The 21,917-nt window shown below is 37.4% G+C and carries 21 protein-coding genes, 1 tRNA gene and 1 rRNA gene; 15 read left to right on the top strand and 8 right to left on the bottom strand.

The window, feature by feature from the left end; all coding sequences use genetic code 11:
• Positions 1-159: 159 nt before the first annotated feature.
• Positions 160-271, top strand: a 5S ribosomal RNA gene (gene rrf / locus EZ449_RS08480).
• Positions 272-494: 223 nt separating this feature from the next.
• Here rrf and EZ449_RS23020 read toward each other — a convergent pair.
• Positions 495-956 (bottom strand): hypothetical protein, encoded by a 462-nt coding sequence (locus EZ449_RS23020; RefSeq protein WP_225872269.1) that lies wholly within the window; start codon positions 954-956, stop codon positions 495-497.
• 19 nt (positions 957-975) lie between these two features.
• Here EZ449_RS23020 and EZ449_RS08475 point away from each other — a divergent pair, with 19 nt between their 5' ends.
• A complete protein-coding gene (locus EZ449_RS08475) occupies positions 976-1,965 on the top strand; it encodes a leucine-rich repeat-containing protein kinase family protein (protein ID WP_225872268.1) in 990 nt (329 codons plus the stop codon).
• Here the strand turns inward: EZ449_RS08475 and rlmN are convergent.
• The 4 genes from rlmN to EZ449_RS08455 all read right to left on the bottom strand — a co-directional run bounded on the left by rlmN (position 1,955) and on the right by EZ449_RS08455 (position 5,670).
• Entirely contained in the window at positions 1,955-3,010 is a 1,056-nt protein-coding gene (rlmN, locus tag EZ449_RS08470; protein WP_131557658.1) for a 23S rRNA (adenine(2503)-C(2))-methyltransferase RlmN, read from the bottom strand. The genes EZ449_RS08475 and rlmN overlap by 11 nt on opposite strands.
• 88 nt (positions 3,011-3,098) lie before the next feature.
• On the bottom strand, positions 3,099-4,070 hold the full coding sequence (gene rluF, locus EZ449_RS08465) for a 23S rRNA pseudouridine(2604) synthase RluF (protein WP_131557630.1): 972 nt from the start codon (positions 4,068-4,070) through the stop codon (positions 3,099-3,101).
• Positions 4,071-4,166: 96 nt separating this feature from the next.
• Positions 4,167-4,727: a DinB family protein gene (locus EZ449_RS08460; protein WP_131557628.1), complete on the bottom strand. Its 561-nt coding sequence runs from the start codon at positions 4,725-4,727 to the stop codon at positions 4,167-4,169.
• Between the two features lie 253 nt (positions 4,728-4,980).
• Positions 4,981-5,670, bottom strand: coding sequence for a helix-turn-helix transcriptional regulator (locus EZ449_RS08455; protein ID WP_131557626.1), 690 nt, complete (start codon positions 5,668-5,670; stop codon positions 4,981-4,983).
• Positions 5,671-5,918: 248 nt separating this feature from the next.
• Here EZ449_RS08455 and EZ449_RS08450 point away from each other — a divergent pair, with 248 nt between their 5' ends.
• A complete protein-coding gene (locus tag EZ449_RS08450) occupies positions 5,919-8,396 on the top strand; it encodes a hybrid sensor histidine kinase/response regulator (protein WP_131557624.1) in 2,478 nt (825 codons plus the stop codon).
• A gap of 234 nt (positions 8,397-8,630) precedes the next feature.
• Here EZ449_RS08450 and EZ449_RS08445 read toward each other — a convergent pair whose 3' ends face one another.
• The 3 genes from EZ449_RS08445 to EZ449_RS08435 form a co-directional block, all read right to left on the bottom strand.
• Positions 8,631-9,962: a sigma-54-dependent transcriptional regulator gene (locus EZ449_RS08445; protein ID WP_131557622.1), complete on the bottom strand. Its 1,332-nt coding sequence runs from the start codon at positions 9,960-9,962 to the stop codon at positions 8,631-8,633.
• Between the two features lie 69 nt (positions 9,963-10,031).
• Positions 10,032-10,346, bottom strand: a complete 315-nt coding sequence (locus tag EZ449_RS08440) for a hypothetical protein (protein WP_131557619.1) — start codon at positions 10,344-10,346, stop codon at positions 10,032-10,034.
• A 107-nt stretch (positions 10,347-10,453) separates the two neighbouring features.
• Positions 10,454-10,768: a hypothetical protein gene (locus tag EZ449_RS08435; protein WP_131557617.1), complete on the bottom strand. Its 315-nt coding sequence runs from the start codon at positions 10,766-10,768 to the stop codon at positions 10,454-10,456.
• A gap of 599 nt (positions 10,769-11,367) precedes the next feature.
• Between EZ449_RS08435 and EZ449_RS08430 the strand changes: the two genes are divergently transcribed.
• From EZ449_RS08430 to EZ449_RS08375, 12 genes are all read left to right on the top strand, one after another.
• Positions 11,368-11,440, top strand: a tRNA-Thr gene (locus EZ449_RS08430).
• A gap of 123 nt (positions 11,441-11,563) precedes the next feature.
• Positions 11,564-12,730 (top strand): amidohydrolase family protein, encoded by a 1,167-nt coding sequence (locus EZ449_RS08425; protein WP_131557615.1) that lies wholly within the window; start codon positions 11,564-11,566, stop codon positions 12,728-12,730.
• Positions 12,731-12,876: 146 nt separating this feature from the next.
• Positions 12,877-13,656: an Abi family protein gene (locus EZ449_RS08420; protein WP_205942966.1), complete on the top strand. Its 780-nt coding sequence runs from the start codon at positions 12,877-12,879 to the stop codon at positions 13,654-13,656.
• Between the two features lie 115 nt (positions 13,657-13,771).
• A complete protein-coding gene (locus EZ449_RS08415) occupies positions 13,772-14,734 on the top strand; it encodes an NAD(P)H-dependent flavin oxidoreductase (protein WP_225872267.1) in 963 nt (320 codons plus the stop codon).
• 69 nt (positions 14,735-14,803) lie between these two features.
• A complete protein-coding gene (locus EZ449_RS08410) occupies positions 14,804-15,076 on the top strand; it encodes an acylphosphatase (RefSeq protein ID WP_131557613.1) in 273 nt (90 codons plus the stop codon).
• A 79-nt stretch (positions 15,077-15,155) separates the two neighbouring features.
• On the top strand, positions 15,156-16,637 hold the full coding sequence (locus tag EZ449_RS08405) for a lipopolysaccharide biosynthesis protein (protein WP_131557611.1): 1,482 nt from the start codon (positions 15,156-15,158) through the stop codon (positions 16,635-16,637).
• A gap of 74 nt (positions 16,638-16,711) precedes the next feature.
• Positions 16,712-17,143, top strand: coding sequence for a dUTP diphosphatase (dut, locus tag EZ449_RS08400; protein ID WP_131557609.1), 432 nt, complete (start codon positions 16,712-16,714; stop codon positions 17,141-17,143).
• A 53-nt stretch (positions 17,144-17,196) separates the two neighbouring features.
• Positions 17,197-18,888: a tetratricopeptide repeat protein gene (locus EZ449_RS08395; RefSeq protein WP_131557607.1), complete on the top strand. Its 1,692-nt coding sequence runs from the start codon at positions 17,197-17,199 to the stop codon at positions 18,886-18,888.
• Entirely contained in the window at positions 18,866-19,657 is a 792-nt protein-coding gene (locus tag EZ449_RS08390) for a DUF4292 domain-containing protein (RefSeq protein ID WP_131557605.1), read from the top strand. The genes EZ449_RS08395 and EZ449_RS08390 overlap by 23 nt, the downstream gene beginning before the upstream one ends.
• A 298-nt stretch (positions 19,658-19,955) precedes the next feature.
• Positions 19,956-21,263 carry a murein hydrolase activator EnvC family protein gene (locus EZ449_RS08385; RefSeq protein ID WP_131557603.1) on the top strand — a complete coding sequence of 436 codons (1,308 nt, stop codon included), beginning with the start codon at positions 19,956-19,958 and terminating at the stop codon, positions 21,261-21,263.
• A 46-nt stretch (positions 21,264-21,309) separates the two neighbouring features.
• Positions 21,310-21,696 carry a Sec-independent protein translocase subunit TatA/TatB gene (locus EZ449_RS23380; RefSeq protein WP_131557601.1) on the top strand — a complete coding sequence of 129 codons (387 nt, stop codon included), beginning with the start codon at positions 21,310-21,312 and terminating at the stop codon, positions 21,694-21,696.
• Between the two features lie 11 nt (positions 21,697-21,707).
• On the top strand, positions 21,708-21,908 hold the full coding sequence (locus tag EZ449_RS08375; protein WP_029287719.1) for a Sec-independent protein translocase subunit TatA/TatB: 201 nt from the start codon (positions 21,708-21,710) through the stop codon (positions 21,906-21,908).
• The last annotated feature ends 9 nt before the right edge of the window (positions 21,909-21,917 follow it).

Raw genomic sequence — 21,917 nt, 5'->3', positions numbered from 1 at the left:
ACTACTACGTCGATAGGCTACAGATGTAAAGGTGGCGACACCATAGTCGAGTAGTACTAATCATCCGAGGCTTTCAAAGGCAACATACTGTTGTTTGCTCCTCTAACTAACTTCTTCCAATAATATGTCATTTAAGCTGATAAGCTTATCTAAAGAAATTTAGGTGCCTATATCGGTGGTGTCCACCTCTTCCCATTCCGAACAGAGAAGTTAAGCCCACCAGAGCCGATGGTACTGCGGTAACACGTGGGAGAGTAGGTCGGTGCCAAATCTTAAAAGCCCAAGAGGCGTTTAACAAGGACCCCGTCAGCAACAGCTGATGGGGTTTCTTCGTATAGAAAGGTTTTTTTAAGTGCGGTCTAACAATATCACCATACTACTATGGGACGGTTGCGATTGCACCACGACATAAATAGTAGCTCACCTCCCCACCACCTAGGCCCGATGGGACGGAAATCCTTTTTGTGGGATGGCCCAACCATTTTACCAGAAGCTTATCCCCAAAAAGATTGTAGGTACAGCGGGACAGAACTCCAAAACATGCTACTGATAGTGCCCTTCACATCAATGGCTATTATTTGTTCTTTTATATGGAGAAAGTACTTGTATAACCCTAACTTCGCCCAACATAAATTATTGGCAGCTGTGCAAACATTAAAACAATTAGTTAGCGGTGAACTTAAAGGAATTGTTTCCTTAAAAATTTCGGAAAATCTTGAGATATTTCCTGTTGAAATTTTTGAATTGGCTGATACCTTGGAGTTATTGGATCTTTCATCAAATCGTTTAGTAAAATTACCAGCTGATTTTGGGAGATTGAGAAATCTAAAAATTTTCTTTTGTTCTGATAATTTATTTAAGGTTCTACCTGAGGTTTTAGCTGATTGCCCTTTTTTAGATATTGTGGGCTTTAAGTCTAATATGATAGAATTTATTCCATCAAAAGCGTTAAACATTAATTTGAGGTGGTTAATTTTGACCAATAATAAATTATTAAAGCTGCCTGCTGAAATCGGTAGTTGTGTGAAAATGCAAAAGCTAATGCTAGCAGGAAATAGGTTAAGAGATCTTCCTAAAGAATTGCAGCTTTGTGAGCATCTTTCCCTGTTAAGGATATCTGCCAACGAACTTCAATATTTACCTGAATGGCTTTTAACAATGAATAGGTTAGCTTGGTTAGCATTTTCGGGCAATGATTTTAATAGAAACCCAATCATAAAAAATATTCCTGTAATAAATTTGGACGAGTTACAGTTTTCTGATAAATTGGGAGAAGGAGCATCGGGAATAATTTACAAAGCTAGTCGAATCGTGGATCAGGTTAATGTGGCTGTTAAGATTTTTAAGGGAGATGTAACTAGTGATGGTTACCCTGAGGATGAAATGAACGCTTACATACAGGCTGGAGGCCATTTTGGACTTGTTAATTTGCTTGGGCAGATTGATGCACCGGAACAGGGAAAAAGAGGATTGGTGATGGCATTAATTCCTTCGAGTTTCTACAATTTAGGCAGACCACCCAGCTTAGCTTCGTGTACTAGGGATGTTTTTGGTGATGACATACTTTTATCAAGCAAATTATTATATAAAATTGCTTTAACTATTGCATCTGTTGCGGAACAATTGCGATCGAGAGGAATTATTCATGGAGACTTATATGCGCATAACATTCTAATTGATAATGAGGGAAATACGTTATTTGGTGATTTTGGCGCAGCTTCATTATATGATTTAGAGGATGATGCTCAAACACTGCAATTGGAAAAGATTGAAGTGAGGGCTTATGGATTTCTGCTGGATGATTTACTATCTATTTGCCAGGATTCTGAAGACCTGTTGTTTAGAAAGGAAATAATGAAGCTTCGTGATAATTGTTTATCCCTAGATTTCAGTGATAGACCTAGTTTTAATGAGATAGTGATGCAGTTATCCCACATCACTCTATTTCCTAATATTAATTCTTAGCTTCTTCTTTTACGGCTAACTGTCCGCAAGCAGCATCGATATCTTTACCCCGGCTACGGCGAATATTGGTATTAATGCCCTGGCTTTTTAAATAATTGGCAAACGTATCTATTTTATCTCCATCAGCGTTGGTGAAATCTGCAAAGGAAATGGGGTTGTATTCGATTAGATTAACCTTGCAAGGAATGTGTTTACAGAATTTTGCTAAATCCATTGCATCAGAAATCTCATCATTAAAATGATTGAAAACAATGTATTCGTAGGTTACAGGGTTTTTGGTTTTGGCGAAATAATATTTCAGCGCATCTGCCAAAGCTTTTAATGTATTGGCCTCGTTAATCGGCATAATCTCGTTACGCTTTTTATCATCGGCAGCGTGTAGGGATAGTGCAAGATTAAATTTTGCGCCATCATCGCCGAGCTTTTTAATCATTTTTGCAATGCCCGCTGTAGAAACTGTGATGCGTTTGTAACTCATGTTTAAACCATCGGGCGCAGTGATGCGTTCGATTGACTTCATCACATTTGCATAGTTTAATAGGGGTTCGCCCATGCCCATATACACGATATTGGTTAATGGATTGTTGTAATTCTGTTTCGCTTGCTTATCAATTAACACTACCTGGTCGTAGATTTCATCGGCATTTAGATTACGTTTACGGTCCATATAACCTGTTGCGCAAAATTTGCAGGTTAAACTGCAACCAACCTGCGAACTTACGCAAGCTGTCATTCTATCTTCTAAAGGAATTAAAACGCCCTCAACGATATTTCCGTCAGCCAGGCGAAAAGTATTTTTTATGGTATGGTCATTACTGAATTGGGAGTTGTTAACCTGAACAGCATTTATAGCGAAATTTTCATCCAACGATTTGCGTAAATCTTTAGAAAGATTACTCATCTCATCGAAGTTAATGGCTGATTTTTCCCACAACCACTGGTAAATTTGCTTCGCCCTAAACGCAGGTTGTTGCATAGCTGTTAAATGCTGCTGCAATTGAGGCAAATCTAATGAGCGGATATCGAGTTTTTTTGCTGTTACCATTTGCTGCAAAGGTAATAAAAAGGATTTAAGCTGAAAGGTTAAAGCAGAAAGCAAAGGTTTGAAATTCAGAAAATTACAATCCGTTGGTTTATCGTCCTCTTTGTCTGGAATTTGATTTTCCTGCAGGTTTGCCTTTTGCTGGTCTAGCGTTTCTATTTGATGAACCACTTTTAGCAGGTGGCTTAGCCGATGAATGACCTGTCGATTTTTTACCTGCGGATTTTTGTGCAGGTTTTGATGGCTTAAAAGATTTCTTAGGCTGGTCTTGTTTAGTCTCTGAGATTTCCTCCCAGGAATTGGTTTTCTTCTTGGTGTTTTTAGGCTTGGATGCAGCTTCTGAAGATGATTTTTCGACACTCTTCATAATGCCGTTCAATTCTTCTTCCGATAGTTCTCTAAATTCTCCTGTAGGGATTCCTTTCAGGTTGATGTTCATAATCCTGGTGCGTTCCAGCTTGGTCACTTCGTAGCCAAAATGCTCGCACATTCTACGAATTTGCCTGTTTAAGCCCTGAATTAAAATAATATTGAATACAAAAGGACCAATTTGACGAACCTTACATTTACGAGTATTTACACCCAAAATTGGGACGCCGTTGCTCATCTCAAAAATGAAATCTTCGGTAATCGGTTTGTTTACCGTAACTAAATATTCCTTTTCGTGCTTGTTACCTGCTCTTAAAATTTTATTAACGATATCGCCATTGTTAGTCAGGAAAATTAAGCCTGACGAATCTTTATCCAATCGGCCAATTGGGAAAATACGTTCACTATGGTTTACATAATCAACAATATTATCTTTAATGTTCGATTCAGTTGTACTGGTTATGCCAACAGGTTTGTTGAAAGCCAGCAAAATAAAATTCGATTCTTCTTTTGGTTCGATGTTGTGACCATTAACCATCACCCTGTCGCCTGCTAAAACCTGGTCGCCAATTTTGGCTCTTTTGCCGTTGATGAAAACATTACCCTTTTCGATAAATCTATCCGCCTCGCGACGAGAGCACAATCCGCTTTCGCTGATGAATTTATTTAAACGGGTTGCAGAGTTGTTATTCATGCTGCAATTTTACGGAAATAAATTTTGTTATGAACCACAAAGGTACAAAGAACACCAAGATTAGTTGATGTTCTTTGTTTTTGTAGATTAAGAAAACTAGAAACTTTGGTCGTCTGCACTTGGACCATAACTTCCTGGAATTGGAATATCCAATAATCGCAGATATACACCTAATTGTGCCCGATGGTGGATGGTTTGGCTAAACGCTACACGCATCATTTCGTATCGGGTTAAATCGCCCAAAATTTGTTCTCCGTTTCTTAAAATCCACTGCTCATCTAAACTATTTAGCTGCGCTTTTTCTAATTCTGCTTTTCCGCTTTTGTAACTGGTTTCCAAAAGTTTAATTAAATCTTCGGTACTATCGATAATTTTTTCCTCGTAGGGTGCGGAGGCAAAATCTAAGCCGTTAGTGGTAAAAGCCAGATTTACCCATTCTGGAAATTCTGCAATGTGGCTTGCCAACGATTTCATTTTCATGCTTTTTTGATGAGGTGCCCAGTCGAACCTGTCAGCTGGTACGAGGGCCATAAATTTTTTGGTGGTGTTAAATTCGGCCTCAAATTCTTTCAGTAATGCTCTTATGATATCCATATTTTTTTGTTTTGTTCTCTCGAATGTGTCTATTTCCATTAATAATAGGTCGGCTATGCTCATGGTTTTTGTGGTTTGTTCATGCAAAGAAAACAAGAGCAAGTGACAGCCCTATGGCAGTATAAAAAAATAAATTATTTTTTTCGTATTTGAGGCAGGGTAACATCAGTTAGGTTTTTAGGCTGGGGGTTTAACTTTGATAGTTGCACTTTTTTTGCCATCTAGACCCGACCTTAGTGAGATGCCGTTTTTCTCGGCAGAAACGGGGGCGGGCCTGCCTTAACCGAGGAATAACTATTCTGGCTTTCCAAAAAAATCAAAAATTAACGGGTAACATGCTCATGTAATCATTTAAGGGCATGTGCTCTGTTTTTAGGAAAGGTTTTTCGAGGTTTCTGAGACAAATAATTCTGGTTAAGCTGAAGTCGCGGTATTGGTTTCTGAAATGGCACCAAGCAATTAAATGCCAACTGAAAGCATAAAATATTAGTCCGATTGGCTCTACTTCGCGGTTGCTAGATTCATCCTTGGCGTTTTTATATTGCAATTGAAGCATATTTTTCTCGGCAATTGCGTTTTGAATAAGCGAGAGATACTCATAGTTAAAAGTAAGGCGCTCGGGAATTTGCAGTCTGATATGCTGATTCATCATCTCGAGTTTTTCTTTCTGGCTGGTTTTTAAAACTGCCTTTACCTTTGTGAGTGCGGAGGCGTAGTGCGAACGAATAGAATTATCGGCGAAGCCTGTAACCAAACTTTCTACTAAAAGCAGTGCGTTTGCTTCTTCCATATTAAACGAAACGGGTGGTAAAAAATAACCCTGAACCAGAAAATAGCCTTTGGGTTGTTCGAAAGCAACAGGAATTCCCTGCTCTTGTAAAGCTTTAACATCGCGATAAACGGTGCGAATACTAATACTGAACCGTTCGGAAATCTTATCTGCAGAGATGTACTTTCTCGATTGAAGTAAGGTGAGAATTCCGAAAAGGCGGTCGATACGGTTCATATTATTGGCTTGGTTAAAATTAAATAAAATTGCCGCGGAAATGCGAAACTCACGGAAATTTATTCTGTGGAGATCGGTATTTCTGTGGCTAAAGTTGATTCCCTATACATAATGTAAACTGTTAAGAATGCTTAGCGCCTCCAACTGCGATAACATTCTAAACCGTTCCTTGGTATGTTATTTGTGCTACATAGATAATATGTCATGAGCGAAAAATTCGTTAGATATCTAGGTATAACTCATCATTAATGGCAGCCATAATTCAGAAAAGATTCTTCAGGGCAATAAAGAGTAAGGTAATTATTGGGTTTTTATTTGCCTGTTGTGCCTTGGTTTTGGCTTGGGGTATAAGCAAATTTGCCTTTATTAGGATGCTTGATACTGTTGAGGAAATTTCGGCACCTAACGATAGACTAAGAATTGTAAATGATTTATCGCACAAAATTGCAAGATTAGACCAATTGCAGCGGGATGAGGCGTTTAATAAACAAGGCAATTATAGTTTTTTAAGAGAATCGCGAAAGTTAAGGGTGAGCTTGGATACGTTGAGAAAGCTTTATGCAGGCGATTCTTTACAACTTGCCAGGATAAAATCTATCAAGAATTTGCTTGTAGAAAGAGATAAACAGTTTGTTTCCTATTTACAGGTTAGAGAAACGTTAGTAAATACCAAATCCTTTTCTGAAGAAGTTAAAAAATTAAATCAACTTGTTGCCAGTCGTGCCCGGCAAACAGATAGTGCCGTTTTGACTACAGAAACCACCACATCGACCACAACAGTTGCGCCTGAGGAGGAAAAAAAATCTAGGGGGTTTTTAGGTAAGCTTTTTGGTAAGAAGAAAGCCGATGTTTATGAAATTATCAACGAGGAATTTAAGGTTAAGCGTGATACTTTGAATGCCAAGGCAGAAGATAGTATTATGAAAAGTATGACGGGTTCCTTGAAGAATATCGAGATAGAACAGCGCCAGAAAAGCCAAAAATTCCTGAAAAGAGAAGCTGATTTATCCAATGCTAGTAATGCGCTTACCAGTAAGATGCTTCAAATTTTAAGGGAGGTTGAAAGCGAAGCGGTTGCACAGGTAAATTTGAACGGCTTACAAGCTAAGGAGGTTGTAAACGATGGAATTAGCCAAATTACAGCTATTATTATCACTTTCTTTTTACTCACCGTTATTTTGCTCTACTTAATTCTTACTGACATTACTAAAAGCAATAAATACAGAAGAGCGTTAGAATTGGCTAAGGACGAAGCTGAATATCATGGTAAGGCGAAACAGCGATTCCTTTCCAATATGAGCCATGAGATAAGAACACCTTTACAATCTATTTTAGGTTACGCTGAATTGATTTCGCAACAAGATCATCCAAAGAAAAAGGATGTAAATGCAATTTATCAATCTTCTATTCACTTACTTCAAATTGTGAATGAAGTACTTGATTATAATCGAATTATTTCGGGAGAATTTAGTTTTAACAATCAGGTTTTTGATGTAAGGAAAGTGTTGGATGAGGTGATTTCAGTAATGCGGCCACTTGCTGAGCAAAAATCGCTTAAATTAATTGCCGATTTGGATTTAGGGCATATTGAGTATGCAAAAGGCGATGCTTTCCGATTGAAGCAAATCTTATTTAATCTTTTAGGGAATGCGATTAAATTTACATTAAAGGGTGAGATTTTGCTGTCTGTTTCGTGCAAAAAGAAAGAAGAAGATTTACACTTTAACTTTACGATAAAAGATACTGGAATTGGATTTGCCGAAAGCGACATCACTAAAATATTTAATGAATTTGAGCAAATAGAATCGCCCGAAAAATACATCATTAATCAAACAGGAACTGGTTTAGGCTTAACCATTGTAAAATCGCTAATCGAAAGTCAGGGTGGAAGAATTTATGTTAAAAGCATGGCTGGTAAAGGCACCACATTTAACATTTATTTGAAATATGAGCATACACACGAGCGGATAAATGACGCACTTGATTTAGAGCATTATGCGATTGTTAGCCCAGGAACTGTTTGGGTAATTGATGATGACAAGCTAATCCTCGAACTATGTGGTTTAATTTTCGAAAAAAATAATATCCCCTTTAAGAGCTTTAGTGAGGTAGCCAATATTTTGCATGAAGAGCCAACTGCCAACCTTAAATATGTTTTGATTGATATGCGTTTACCTGAAATGACGGGTTTAGAATTATGCCATATTTTAAAGAAAAAACTCCCAGCAGAAATTAAGTTTTACGCCATTACTGCTCAGGTTTTGCCCGAAGAGCGTGAAATTGTTCTAAGTGAAGGTTTCGATGGCTTGATAATGAAACCTTTCCGAGCAGTAGATTTACTCTCTATTTTTGATAAAACAGAAATATTAACCGAAAAACCTGAATTTGATTTTTCTACTATAGAAAAAATGACTTTCGGTGACAAGCAATTGCTTGAAAAAATTCTGAATAGGTTTAAGCAAGATTGCTTTGACGATTCAAGGGAGTTAAAGCAATCTCTTGAGGAAAATAATCAGGATAAAAGCAGGTTAATTGTTCATCGCCTTGCGGGTAGAACAGCACAAATTGGCTCGAAAACTTTGGCGCAAGCTTTCAGGGTTTTAGAAATTGAAATCGCAGAAAAGGGGTTCGAGAGTGATATTAAAACTGAAATTTTAATTCAGCTGCAGAAATTAGCTGCCTTGATTACCGTAATGCAGGATATGGATTTGGTTGGAGAAAAGTAGCCTCACCCCTTCATCCCCTCTCCGGAAGAGAGAGGGCTGGGGCAGTAAAATGAATGCATTTATAATTTTTTTTGTTCGGAGAGAAATAAGATGATTTTTATACTAAGAATGGCTGTGAAGAGGTGGGAAAGGATATAAGTTCAAACCAGGTTACCATTAAATCCCTCTCTTCCGGAGATGATAGCAGAAAACTGGCCCAACTTGTTGTTTTGATAGGGTGAGGCTGTAGGATTTTTACTCAATCCCGTATCTTTCCATCTTTGCGTAGAGGGTTTTTCTATCAATATTCAGCATTTTTGCCGCTTTGGATTTATTGTGTTTTGCTTTAATCAGCGTTTCTGCAATAATAGACTTTTCATTCTGCTCATTTACCGCTTTTAAATCCGATGAGCTTCCGGGCGAAGTTTGTTGGTTAACAGAAATCATCATTTCATCGGGTAAGGCATTTACTTGAGCAACATCCCCTGGCGATAATAAAACCATGCGCTTAATTACATTACTCAGTTCGCGTAAGTTTCCTGGCCAATCGTAATTTAATAAAAGCGATTTTGCTTCAGCAGAAATACTTTTTACATTTCTACCTAAATCGCGATTAGATAAGCCAATAAAGTGATTGATAAATAATTCCAAATCGCCCCCCCTATTCCTTAATGCAGGCAATTGAATCTTAAATTCGTTTAAGCGATGGTATAAATCTTCCCTAAATTCCCCACCAGATATACTATTCAATAAATCATCATTAGTTGCGGTAATAATGCGAACATCAACAGCAATTTGTTTGGTGCTTCCTAAAGGTTGAATTACCCTTTCCTGCAAAGCCCGAAGCAACTTAATCTGTACTTCATAGCTTAAATTTCCAACTTCATCCAAAAATAAAGTTCCGCCATTTGCCGCCTCAAACTGACCTTTCTTATCATTCAATGCACCTGTAAAAGCCCCTTTAATGTGTCCAAATAATTCACTTGCCGCTAAATCTTTTGACAGTGCACCACAATCAATTGCAATGAAAGGCTTCTCGGCACGTTTGCTCTGTTGATGCAGGGTTCTGGCAGCAAATTCCTTTCCTGTACCACTTTCACCTTGAATAATTACCGACATATCTGTTGGTGCAACCAAAGCAATGTGCTCATATAGCTTGTCGGCGTTTGCACTCTTCCCCTTAATAAAATCAGAATCTATGGTTTCAACCTTAATGTCTTTAACACTCCCTTTAGCTAGGGAATTTTTAATAACCATCAAAAGCTCATCAGGATTTACCGGTTTAGTAATATAATCGAAAGCGCCCATTTGCATGGATTTAACGGCAGTACGCACATCATTAAAACTAGTCATGATAATGATTGGTGTGGAGAGGGCAAGATCTCGTGAGTGGGTTATTACCTCAAAGCCAATTCCATCAGGCAGGCGGTAATCGATTAATAATAAATCGAATGCTTGGTTTTCAATAAGTTTAAATGACTGCTTGATATGGGTTACGAGCGTAACCTCATGGCTGTTTTTTGTTAAAAAACCTTCAAGTAATTGAGCAAATGTCGTATCGTCTTCTAAAATTAGGATTTTGGCCATACAACAAAAATAAGAAAAGCCAGACAAAGTCTGGCCATTCTTGTACTAGGTAGATGTAATATTTGGGATTTATTCTACGGGTTTACCATCTTTATCAATTTTCACAGAACCTGTTTCTGCTTCTTTTTTAATGTTAATTTGGTAATACTCTTTTGTTCCTTCTTTAACCGACCAAGCTTCGGTAGGTGTCCAACCTTTATAAGCGTCAGATTTTAATGTGGTGGCTACCGCCTCAGGTAGTTCCTCTAACTTAATAGGTGTTTTTACGGCACTATCTTGAACTGCAACAATTGCAGCATTCTTCATTGTATTTACTTCACTTGCTTTTACTGCAGAGAATCCTGCAAATGCTAAGAACGCGGCTGATAAGATTAACTTTTTCATCTTGCTTTTATTTAATGTAATGAAACCATACTGGCTTCGTGGTTCTAATTAATATTGCGCAGCTCCAAAACTGCCCTCATGGTTGATTATGCCTTTTGTGCCAATATTTATTGAACTGGCTTGCCATCTTTGTCAATTTTAACAGAACCAGTTTCTGCTTCTTTCTTAACATTAATTAAGAAATACTCTTTTGTACCTTCCTTAACCGACCAAGCTTCAGTTGCGGTCCAGCCTTTATAAGCATCAGATTTTAGAGCAGTTGTTACAGGCTCAGGTAATGAATCTAATTTTACTGGAGTTTTCACTGCGCTATCTTGAACTGCAATAATTGCAGTGTTTTTTAATGTATTTACTTCACTAGCTTGTACTGCTGAGAACCCTGCGAACGCTAAGAATGTAGCTGATAAAATGAACTTTTTCATAATTTGATTTTTTAAAATTTAATAGGTGTAACAATACTTGCCAATGTTTCATAATTATGCCAGAACCTAAATTTTATACAATGATTTGATTTCTAATGATTTAACCGTGTGCCAGGGAATTTAATTTGTAGAGTTTCTCCACACATTGGGTGTAATGACAACATATTTAGGCATCGTTCAGTCAAAATTCTTAAACGCTAATTGCCAATTTTCAATTTGAAAAGCAATCGCAGTAGGTTATTTTAAAGTTCCGTCCCGCTAATGCTTCAAGCACCGATGAAACCTGTGCAAACAAGCAAGCATGCAGATAAAAACCAAACTCAGATGCTTAAATCGGTGGCTTTCCGCTTGTATCGGGTTTAATTAATTCTTTTTGTACAAATATTTAAAGTTGCAAACCGTAAAGTAACTACTCGAACCTGGGCATTTGCCATATCATAAATATCAATTTTGATTGTATTCGCCGTGCCAGGCAAGAGGCTATTATAATGTGGTCGTTATAACCTGACGCAAGATTGCTTTGTGCTCAGCAGCGAGAATAGTTAGTAAAAATTTTTATCAAAAGAAGAATTTTTTCTATACTTGCATCCCGAAGAAAAGCCTCCTTAGCTCAGCTGGTAGAGCAACTGACTTGTAATCAGTAGGTCATTGGTTCGATTCCGATAGGAGGCTCTTTTTTTTCTCGTTTTTCTAAAAATTTTAGAGCAGACCATAGCAAACATCATTTCATCATCACAATAAATTGGCAAAGGAAAAATTATTTCTTTGCATCCATTATTCCCGTTAATTTGCATCATGCTTAAATACTTTTCAGCCGATTGGATTTTTCCTGTATCTAGTGCCCCAATAAAAAACGGAGTGGTTGCTATCCAGCCAAACGGAGAAATAATCCAAGTGCTTACTGAAGCCGAAGCAGCAAACCTTGGTTTGGAAATAACTAAGTACAAAGGTGCAATCGTTCCAGGTTTTATCAATACCCATTGCCATTTAGAATTGTCGCACATGATAGATCAAATTCCGGAGAAGATCGGTTTGGTAAATTTTGTGCAAAATATTATTAAAAACAGGCAAGCCGACGCAGAGGAAATTAGGCAGGCCATGATGGCTGCCGATGCCCAGATGTTTGAAAATGGAATTGTGTCCGTTGGCGATATTGCTAATCAAATCGCATCCAAAGAAATTAAGCAGAGCAGTAAAATTTATTACCATACATTTGTAGAGGCGATGGGTTTTAATCCTCAAAGGGCAAAGGTAATTATGGATTATGCCTTAGGGTTAATGGATGAATTTAAACCTTTGCCAGCTTCAGTGGTTCCACATGCACCCTATTCGGTTTCGAAAGAGCTATTTACATTAATAAACGATACAGCAGAAAAAGATAATGCTTTTATTAGCATCCACAATCAGGAAACCACGAATGAAAATTTATTCTTTGAGGATAAATCTGGAGGTTTTTTGCAGCTCTATAAATTTCTGGGCCTAGATATTTCATTTTTCAAACCAAGTGGCAAAACATCATTACAAACTTGGTTACCATACATCAAAAAGCAAAAAACACTTTTAGTACATAATACAGTTTCGAATAAGGCGGATATAGAATTTGCCAAACAAGGTCAATTAGATTTATATTGGTGCCTTTGTCCACAAGCGAATTTATACATAGAAAACGAATTGCCAAATATCGATTTGCTTATTGAAGAAGATTTAAAAATTACGTTGGGTACCGATAGCTTGGCGAGTAATCACCAACTGAATATTTTATCAGAAATGAAAACTTTGCAAGCATATAAAAATGTAGATTTCGAAAAGCTTTTGGAATGGGCAACAATTAATGGAGCAGAATTTTTAGGATTGGATAATCAGTTTGGTTCAATAGAAATTGGAAAAAAACCAGGTTTGAATATAGTTCAACTGACTGATGGTTTTAAAATTGAGAGTGATGTAGTAAAAAAGTTATTTTAAATAAATGCTTTATGGCGTTACAAAAAAATGTAAGTTTATTAATGGATTTATCTATATTTGCACTAACAGTACACGCCACGCTACCCTTAAGAACAGCGTCCCAGGGCGTGTCTTTTGCTTTATAGGCATTTTGTTTCTTTAAGCACATGTATAATAAGCAGTCACTAACCATTGATGAACAGATATCACAATTAATAAACCGTGGTCTGATAATTTCTGATTCTCATTTAGCTTTTCATTTTTTATCGCATATAAGTTATTACCGTTTGGCTGGTTATTGGTGGCCGATGCAATCGGAACCCAAAGAAAATCATGTTTTCAAAGTCGGAAGTAAATTTGAAGATGTTATTTCCTTATATAATTTCGATCGAGAACTTCGAGTTATAATTTTTGATGCAATTGAAAAGGTAGAAATTAGTTTACGAACGAAATTAATTTACCATTTATCTCATGAATTTGACCCTTGGTGGTTTCAAAATTTAGAGATATTTCAAAATGTTCCAGAGGCTGTAAAAACCTTGGCTGTTATAGAAGAAGAGCTGGCTCGTTCAAAAGATGTTTTTATTAAATCTCATAAGGCAAAACATAAGGATGATTTACGCTTTCCTCCATCTTGGAAAACACTAGAATTAACCAGCTTTGGCGCATTATCTAAAATTTACGGTAACCTAAAAACTGATGTTAAATCTAAAAACACCAAAGCAAAAGAGTTGGGTTTGGTTAACCATACTTTTCTGCCGAGTTGGTTGCAATCATTAGGGCAGATAAGAAATTACTGTGCTCATCATAGCAGGTTATGGAACAAGAACCTACCTGGAAGACCTAAGCTTTTGCCAAACCCACCATTTAACTGGATTAATGAAGTGCCTGAAGAAAAGGAAATGCACGTGCTTTATATTCACCTATGCTGTCTAAATATCTGTTAAATATAATTCAGCCACAGAACAACTTAAAAGTTCAATTGGCCAATGTATTGGAAAAATACCCAAGCGTAGATCCAAAAGCATTGGGATTAAAGCCTAATTGACAAAATGAACCATTATGGAAATGAAAAACCCAATCTGCAAACTCCTCAATATAAAATACCCTATCATCCAGGCTGGAATGGTTTGGTGTAGTGGCTGGAAATTGGCTTCCGCTGTATCAAATGCTGGCGGTTTAGGGATCATCGGAGCAGGTTCCATGTATCCTGATGTTTTGAGAGAACATATCCAAAAATGCAAATTGGCCACGGATAAGCCTTTCGGTGTAAATATTCCACTATTGTATCCAAATATTCAAGAGATTATTGAGGTCATAATAGAAGAAGGTGTCAAAATCGTTTTTTCTTCGGCAGGTAATCCCGCCACCTGGACAAGCATATTAAAGGCGAAGGGAATTACCGTTGTTCATGTAATTGCAAATACAAAATTTGCGCTAAAAGCACAAGAAGCTGGAGCTGATGCAGTAGTCGCAGAGGGTTTTGAGGCCGGAGGACATAATGGTCGCGAGGAAACCACTACACTTTGCTTAATTCCCATGATTAAAGACGCAGTTAACATTCCTGTGATTGCCGCCGGTGGAATTGGAAGCGGAAAATCAATGTTAGCCGCTTTCGCACTCGGTGCCGATGCCGTTCAAATTGGTTCTGCCTTTGCTGTTGCAGAAGAATCATCAGCTCACCCAGCATTTAAGAATAAAATTATTTCAGCAACAGAGGGTGATACCAAACTGGCGATGAAGAAACTGGTTCCGGTAAGGTTGTTGAAAAATGAATTCGCTGATGCGATTTCTCAAGCTGAGGCCGAAGGTGCAAATCGCATTCAGCTGATCGAACTTTTAGGCAAGGCAAGGGCAAAACTTGGCATGTTTGAGGGCGACATGGAAAACGGTGAACTAGAAATTGGGCAAATATCAGCTATGCTGAAAGAAATTAAACCTGCTAAGCAAATTTTAGAGGAAATTTGGGAAGAATATAAGGCAGGATTAAAGAGATTCAAGGATTTGCAAGATGAAATGAATTAAAATCATCTCAATAAGCATTTTGGTTTACTAACTTTACAACATCAAAAACATTTCAATTTTCAAATATTAATGAAACACCTCAATATCACTATCACCGGAAAAGTCCAAGGCGTTGGCTTTAGAGAAACTACAAAAATTGTGGCCAACCAAATGATGGTTCAGGGTTATGTACGAAATGAGAAGGACGGTACTGTATTTATTGAGGCAGAAGGTGATGAAATCTTTCTTGAGGAATTTGTTAGGTGGTGCAATGAGGGACCAGACCGCTCGCGTGTAGAAAATGTGATGGTAAGCGAGGGTGAAGTGAAAAACTATCGTAATTTTGAAATTTTAAGAAAGTAGTAAGTGTGAGTATCAAGCAGCAGAACTGTTTATCTGTTGGCTAAAATCTTGATACCTGATACTTTTATCTCGATATTAAATGTCTGTATATAAAAAGTTTCTTGGGCAAACAATGGTTTATGGTATCAGTACCATAGTTTCGCGGTTATTAAACTTTATCCTTACCCCAATCTTCTTAAGAACCTATGCAGCTGCTGCGTATGGTATTTTTACAAAGATGTATAGTTATGCATCTTTAATAAATGCTGTTTTGGCTTTCGGGATGGAAACTACTTTTTTCCGTTACCTTAACAAACACGAAGATAAAAAACAGCAGGTTTATAACAATTCATTCCTCATTGTAGCTTTTATTTCCACACTGGTTTTGATAACCGGCCTGGTATTTACTGCGCCAATAACAAAATGGCTTTTAAATAATGACATGTCTCATTATCAGGATCAGAAAAGATACGTACAATATTTTTATTGGCTATTGTTTGCCGATGCGATATGTGTAATACCATTTGCCAAAATAAGGGCAGATGGAAAGCCCTTTAGGTACAGCTTAATCAAGTTTATTAATGTATTTACCTACGTTTCTGTCAGCTTATTTTTTATCTATGTTGTTCCATACATCATCAAAAATAATTTACCTACAGCAAATTTCTTTGTAATCTGGTTTCGAGAGAGTTGGATAGGGTACGTTTTTATCGCCAATTTAACAGCCAGCGCTTTCACTTTTATCCTGCTAATTCCTGAATTTTTGAAAGTTCAGTTTAAGTTTGATAAGGAAATGTTTAAGACAATGCTTTCCTATAGTTGGCCGGTATTGGTGGCAAATCTTTCTTTCATGCTTAATGAAAATTTGGATAAATTATTGTTGGATAGGTTTTCTACAGAGGCTCAAGTTGGTATTTATGGAGCTGTTTGTAAGATTGCCATTTTCATCAGCATATTTAATATGGCTTTTAGGCTAGGTGCCGAACCATTCTTTTTCAGCCACGCCAAAAATGTTAATGCAAAGCAAACCTATGCAACAATCTTGCAGTATTTTGTAATTGCACTTTCCATTTTATTTGTAGCGTTAATTGCCAATATCGAAATATTGAAATATTTCATTGGAAATAAAATCCACAACGAGGTTTGGGTAGGGCTACCAGCTATACCATACTTGCTTTTCGGTTACGTTTGTTTGGGTATTTATATGAATTTATCTATCTGGTACCGCCTTTCAGATCAAACCCGCTTCGGGTTGTATATATCCTTAGTTGGTGCTGTTATCACAATTGTGTTTAACTTAGTGCTTATTCCGAGGTACAGCTATATGGGCTCGGCTTGGGTTTCGATGGCTACATATAGTACAATGATGGTCATTTCGTACATCCTCGGACAGAAATATTATCCAATTCCTTATAACCTGAAAAAGATTTTAGCATATTTAATCATTTCAGTTTTAATTGTCTTCACTTCATTTTTTATCTTTAATAAAAACATTTACATCGGCAATGCAATGTTAGTTGCTTTCGTTGCAGGAATTGCATATTTCGAAAAGAAAGATTTAATGAAGTTACTGAAACGGTAGAAATTATCTCACTTACGATATAGCCTTTTTGAATTTGGGTCACTAACCATAGACTATCAACTATCAACCAAAAAATGAACATCAAGATTATTAATAAATCCGAACATCCTTTGCCACAATATGAAACCGCACATGCGGCTGGAATGGATTTGAGGGCGTCAATTACAGAAGAAATTATTTTGAAACCTTTACAACGGATACTGGTTGCAACGGGCTTATTCATCGAATTACCCATAGGTTACGAAGCTCAAATAAGACCAAGAAGTGGTTTGGCTTACAAACATGGCATCAGCATTGTAAATTCTCCTGGAACAATTGATGCTGATTACCGTGGTGAACTTAAAGTTTTATTGGTAAATTTATCAGATACTGTTTTCAAAATCGTTAATGGAGATAGGATTGCCCAAATGGTTATTGCTAAACACGAAACTGTTGTTTGGCAAGTAGTTGAGGCACTTGGCGAAACAGGTAGAGGTGAGGGCGGTTACGGACATACAGGGAAATAAGTTTGGAGTCCTCAGTTGGAAGTATTGAGTCCATCATGGCAAATTTTTAAGAAATGAAAAAATATGTATTTCTTGCATTACTTACACTGAGCTTGAAAGCATCGGGACAAACGCCTGTTGTTTCTGCTGCCAGTAGGGATAGCAATATGGTTAAGCAATTGTTTTTTGCTGGGCTGCGAGAAAAAATGTCTGAAAATTATGTGGTGGCCTCAACTAACTTTAACAAGATTGTAGGTTTAGATCCCAATAATCATGCGGCTTATTTCGAATTGGCAAATGCTAATCTTCGTTTGGATAAATTACCAGAGGCAGAACAAAACATTAAACATGCGATTAACCTCAATGCCAATAATCAATGGTATTATCGATTGCTTAGTGAGGTTTACAAACGAACCAATAAAATGCCCGAACTTGTAGAGGTTTTTAATCAGTTAATACGTATCGAGCCAGAAAACGATGCCTATTATTTCGATAAGGCAAATGCACTTTTCTTATCTGATAAGGTAGATGAAGCAAAGAAAACCTACGACCAAATCCAAGAGAAATTTGGTGAGTCTAGGGCATTGCTAACCGCTAAAAAACGACTTCAATCAAACGGTAGCGCAACAGAAAGTGATATCGTAAAGCTATTGGAGGGAAACCAGGCAGACATAAAAAATTATCTATACGCTGCGGGTTTACTCTTGCAGAAAGGGAATGATCAAGAGGCTTTAAAGGTTTTGATAAAGGCGCAACTATTGGATCCAAGTAATTTCGAAATTAACCTGGCATTGGCAGATATTTATCGAAAGCAAAAGAATGATGATGCTGCTTTTGCCTCTCTGAAACTTGCTTTTGCCAGTGCGGATATGCCATTAACAGAAAAGGTAAAAATTATTGCGGCATTATTTTCAAAACTAAACCAGCCAGTTGTTGCCAAAAATGTAACTGAGCTAAGTAAACTTGTCGCAGAAAATAATCCGAATGATGCAAAGGCCTTGGCACTTTATGGCGATGTTCTCTATCAGCAAAATAAACTGAAGGAAGCCTTGGCTCAATATCAAGCCGCATTGAAGCTTAACGAGCAGGTTTATGTAATTTGGGAACAGGTAATTAACATCCAAACCTTAATTGGGCATTATGAAGAAGCTGTTAAAGTAGGCGATGAGGCCTTAACAATCTACCCCAATCAAGCTAGCTTATATTACCACATGGCCTATGCTCAATATAAAACGGGCAAGCTAGAAAACGCACAAAGTAATTTGAAAATGGCTTTGCAGCTGGATGTAGATAATAAAAGTTTACAGGCCCAGGTTTACGCTTTACAGGGCGATATTTACATTAATCAGAATAACTTTGCGCAAGCAAAGCTTGCATTTGAGAAAGCAATTGCTATTGAGCCAGACAATTACCTTATCATGAATAATTATGCCTACTACTTGGCATTAAGGAATGACGATTTAGCCAAAGCCGCAAAATATGCCGAAACTGCGGCGAATGCAATGCCCAATAACTCTTCAGTAACTGATACTTATGCATTCATTTTGTTTAAGCAGCAAAAGTATGATTTGGCCAAGACATGGGTAGAAAAGGCACTGCAAAACAATAATGGTAACAGTGGTGTTTACTTGGAGCATTATGGCGATATCTTATACCAAAAAGGTGAAAAAGACGCGGCCTTAATACAATGGAGAAAGGCAAAAGAGGCCGGAAATGAATCAGCGGTTTTAAACAAAAAAATTAATGAAAAGAAATATTTTAAATAGCGTATTGGTACTTGGAGCAGTAATTTTTGTATCTGCCTGTAAGCCCAAAAAAGAAATCGTTGTGGCTCCTCCAACCAAAACAGAAACCAAGACCGATAACTCTAAAACTGAGGCCCTAACCTTATTAAATAGTAAACAGCTTAAATTTAATACCCTTTCGTTAAAGGCAAAAGCAACGTTAGATATTTCTGGTGATGCCAATGAGGTAACCATGAACTTTCGTATGAAAGATAAGGAAACGATTTGGGTTAGTATTACCGCTTTGGGCGGAATGGCCGAGGTTGCAAGGGCTTTAATTACTCCAGATAGCATTAAGATTATCAATCGGCTAAAAAGCGTATATGTTAGTAAGCCATTTAGTTATGTTTATAATTTCACTAATAAGCAGGTTAATTTTAATACGTTGCAAGCTATTTTAACAGGAAATGCAATGGGCGAATTCTTAACTCCACAATCAAATGTTAAACAGGAAAATGGTGTTTGGGTAGTTTCTGGAAGTAAGCAAGAACTCGATTATCGCATGCTATTCAATACACTTCTCAAGGTTGCCGAAACCAATCTTAACGATTCCAAAAACGGTCAGGCTTTAAAGGTAGCTTATACTGATTACCAAAAATTAGACGAATCGCTTTTTCCAGGGGCCTTAAATATCAATACCCTTTCGGGTGCTAAAAAAATCAATATCGATATGCAGTTTGTAAAAATTGATGGCAATGTTCCGGTAGATTTTCCGTTTAGTGTTCCAAAGAGATTTACGCAAGCGAACTAATAAAAATTTATTTTTCTGTAAAACAACGTTCAGTTTTTCAAGGCACTTCAAGTCCTGTTTTCCGCTACTTCCGATAGAAAAATCGGAACCGCTGCTACCGGGTTTATATAACCAAGTATAGCTGTGCTAATTGGAGGCTAATTAGGATAAACCCCCATTTGAGAAATAAGGTTGCGAGCAATGTTGCCTTCATCCTATCCATGAAGATTGGGTGAAGATGGTTCTGCGCTAGGCGATTATGGCTTTGGTATCTCGATTTTAATATTTTTTACTATAAAATTTTTATACTTTTGGCTTAATGAAGCTACACAAATTCGTATTTATCTTGGTTTTTATGGCCTTTGCCTTTTCGGCAGTGGCACAGCAAACTGAAGCTCAACTTAGAAGAAAGAAAGAAGCTATACAACGTGAAATTGAGCAGCTACAGAAGAATCTAAGTAAAACAGCAAGCGGTAAGAAACTTACCTTACAACAAATTAATGGTATAAATGCGCAAATAAGATTGCGTCAGGATAAGATTGGAACCATCAATTCCGAAATAAAAAACCTCGATAACCAAATCTCTCAGAACACAAATACCGTACATACGTTGCAAGGTCAGTTGGGCGACCTTAAAAAGGAATATGCTGGGATGATACGTTTTGCACAACGCAACAGAAACTCCTACGATAAAATGATGTTTGTATTTGCGGCCAAGGATTTTAACCAAGCTTACAAACGCATAAAATATTTACAGCAATTTAGCCAGTACCGTAAAAAACAGGCTGGTTATATCGAAAATACACAACAAGATCTAAATGGAAAGATCAAGGTTTTGGATAGAACCTTAAGAGAAAAGAGTGATCTTTTGAGAGAGCAAGAAAGAGAAAGAGAGCGTTTAGGCAAAGATAAAAGCCAGCAGGCAGCAGCGTTAAATAACCTTACAAAGCAAGAGAAACAGTTTAAGCAGGATATAGCTTCACGTAAAAAACAACAAGCGCAGATAAATGCCGCAATTAATGCTGCCATTGCAAGAGCGATAGAGGCAGCAAGAAGAAAAGCTTTGGAAGAAGCGAGAATTGCTGCTGCAAAAGCCGCTGCAGAAGCAAGGGCGGCAGCAGAAAAAGCAAAAGCTGAAAACAGGCCTGCGCCAACGGCCCCAACTGTAGCTGCTGTAAAAGCTAAAACTACCAGTGAGCTACTTACTGCAACACCGGAAGCAGCAAGATTATCTGCAGGATTTGAAAATAATAGGGGAAAATTACCGTGGCCAGTTGCCAATGGTTCTATAACCGAACGATTTGGATTACATAAGGTTGATCAGGCAAGTTATACGAATGATGGAGTTGATATTACCACTGCCGACGGCTCTGCCGTTAGGGCAATATTCTCTGGAAAAGTTGTAATGGTTCAAAACATTATGGGCAGAACAGCAGTGGTAATCAATCACGGAGAATACTTTACCGTTTATCAGAATTTAAGGTCGGTTAATGTTAGTGTAGGAAGTTCTGTTGATACCAAGCAAACCATTGGAGTTGTAGCCAATACGGGAGATGATTCCATTTTGAAGTTTCAAATCAGAAGAGGAAACTCAATCTTAAATCCAGAGGCCTGGATTAGTAAATAAAGAACACAGATTTAAATTGTTTATATTTGTATAAAATAGATTAGTGATGTATCAAGGCACGTTATTAGAGTTTTTAAATATGGGTGGATCAGAGATCGTGCTCATACTGGTAGTAGTTCTTTTGTTGTTTGGAGGTAAAAAATTACCCGAATTAGCAAGGGGCTTAGGGAAAGGAATAAGAGAATTTAAAGATGCCTCTGATGGTGTAAAACGTGAGATTCATAGAAATATAAACGCGATGGATTTAGATAAGGAAGAAGCAGAGCAAACAGTTGCCAACAATAATAACGAACATCATCATCCAACGGAAACTGCCATTATTGATCCAAATGCACCTGTGGTAGCCGCAGAACAACATGCTGGTTCTGATATTCCCTATCCTCATGACACTCCCATCGACGAAAAAATTATAACTGACAAAGAAAAAGTTTAAACAAAAAAGTTATGTTAAATACAACAATAGCAGCAATGCTTGGAACGCCAGAAATTATCATTATCGCAGTTGTGGTACTGTTATTATTTGGTGGAAAAAAAATTCCTGAACTTATGCGTGGTTTAGGCAAGGGAGTTAAAGAATTTAAAGATGGTAAAGATGGTGTTGATGGGGAACAAGTAGATCCTTCGAACCGTGATAAAACCGTTTAAATGAAATAA

Source organism: Pedobacter frigidisoli (genome assembly GCF_004331675.1).
Classification (GTDB): domain Bacteria; phylum Bacteroidota; class Bacteroidia; order Sphingobacteriales; family Sphingobacteriaceae; genus Pedobacter; species Pedobacter frigidisoli.
The sequence above is the reverse complement of the archived record's forward strand: the minus strand, read 5'-3'. Positions and strand labels throughout refer to the sequence as shown.

What these genes read in the sequence shown, in the direction of transcription:
- EZ449_RS08445 (WP_131557622.1), bottom strand. Translation starts at nt 9,962, where the DNA reads ATGGCCAAAATCCTAATTTTAGAAGACGATACGACATTTGCTCAATTA.
- EZ449_RS08415 (WP_225872267.1), top strand. Translation starts at nt 13,772, where the DNA reads ATGGAAATGAAAAACCCAATCTGCAAACTCCTCAATATAAAATACCCT.
- EZ449_RS08395 (WP_131557607.1), top strand. Translation starts at nt 17,197, where the DNA reads ATGAAAAAATATGTATTTCTTGCATTACTTACACTGAGCTTGAAAGCA.
- EZ449_RS08385 (WP_131557603.1), top strand. Translation starts at nt 19,956, where the DNA reads ATGAAGCTACACAAATTCGTATTTATCTTGGTTTTTATGGCCTTTGCC.
- EZ449_RS08435 (WP_131557617.1), bottom strand. Translation starts at nt 10,768, where the DNA reads ATGAAAAAGTTCATTTTATCAGCTACATTCTTAGCGTTCGCAGGGTTC.
- EZ449_RS08450 (WP_131557624.1), top strand. Translation starts at nt 5,919, where the DNA reads ATGGCAGCCATAATTCAGAAAAGATTCTTCAGGGCAATAAAGAGTAAG.
- EZ449_RS08375 (WP_029287719.1), top strand. Translation starts at nt 21,708, where the DNA reads ATGTTAAATACAACAATAGCAGCAATGCTTGGAACGCCAGAAATTATC.
- EZ449_RS08390 (WP_131557605.1), top strand. Translation starts at nt 18,866, where the DNA reads ATGAAAAGAAATATTTTAAATAGCGTATTGGTACTTGGAGCAGTAATT.
- EZ449_RS08420 (WP_205942966.1), top strand. Translation starts at nt 12,877, where the DNA reads ATGTATAATAAGCAGTCACTAACCATTGATGAACAGATATCACAATTA.
- EZ449_RS08410 (WP_131557613.1), top strand. Translation starts at nt 14,804, where the DNA reads ATGAAACACCTCAATATCACTATCACCGGAAAAGTCCAAGGCGTTGGC.
- EZ449_RS23020 (WP_225872269.1), bottom strand. Translation starts at nt 956, where the DNA reads ATGTTTAACGCTTTTGATGGAATAAATTCTATCATATTAGACTTAAAG.
- EZ449_RS08460 (WP_131557628.1), bottom strand. Translation starts at nt 4,727, where the DNA reads ATGAGCATAGCCGACCTATTATTAATGGAAATAGACACATTCGAGAGA.
- EZ449_RS08425 (WP_131557615.1), top strand. Translation starts at nt 11,564, where the DNA reads ATGCTTAAATACTTTTCAGCCGATTGGATTTTTCCTGTATCTAGTGCC.
- EZ449_RS23380 (WP_131557601.1), top strand. Translation starts at nt 21,310, where the DNA reads ATGTATCAAGGCACGTTATTAGAGTTTTTAAATATGGGTGGATCAGAG.
- EZ449_RS08440 (WP_131557619.1), bottom strand. Translation starts at nt 10,346, where the DNA reads ATGAAAAAGTTAATCTTATCAGCCGCGTTCTTAGCATTTGCAGGATTC.
- EZ449_RS08455 (WP_131557626.1), bottom strand. Translation starts at nt 5,670, where the DNA reads ATGAACCGTATCGACCGCCTTTTCGGAATTCTCACCTTACTTCAATCG.
- dut (WP_131557609.1), top strand. Translation starts at nt 16,712, where the DNA reads ATGAACATCAAGATTATTAATAAATCCGAACATCCTTTGCCACAATAT.
- rluF (WP_131557630.1), bottom strand. Translation starts at nt 4,070, where the DNA reads ATGAATAACAACTCTGCAACCCGTTTAAATAAATTCATCAGCGAAAGC.
- rlmN (WP_131557658.1), bottom strand. Translation starts at nt 3,010, where the DNA reads ATGGTAACAGCAAAAAAACTCGATATCCGCTCATTAGATTTGCCTCAA.
- EZ449_RS08405 (WP_131557611.1), top strand. Translation starts at nt 15,156, where the DNA reads ATGTCTGTATATAAAAAGTTTCTTGGGCAAACAATGGTTTATGGTATC.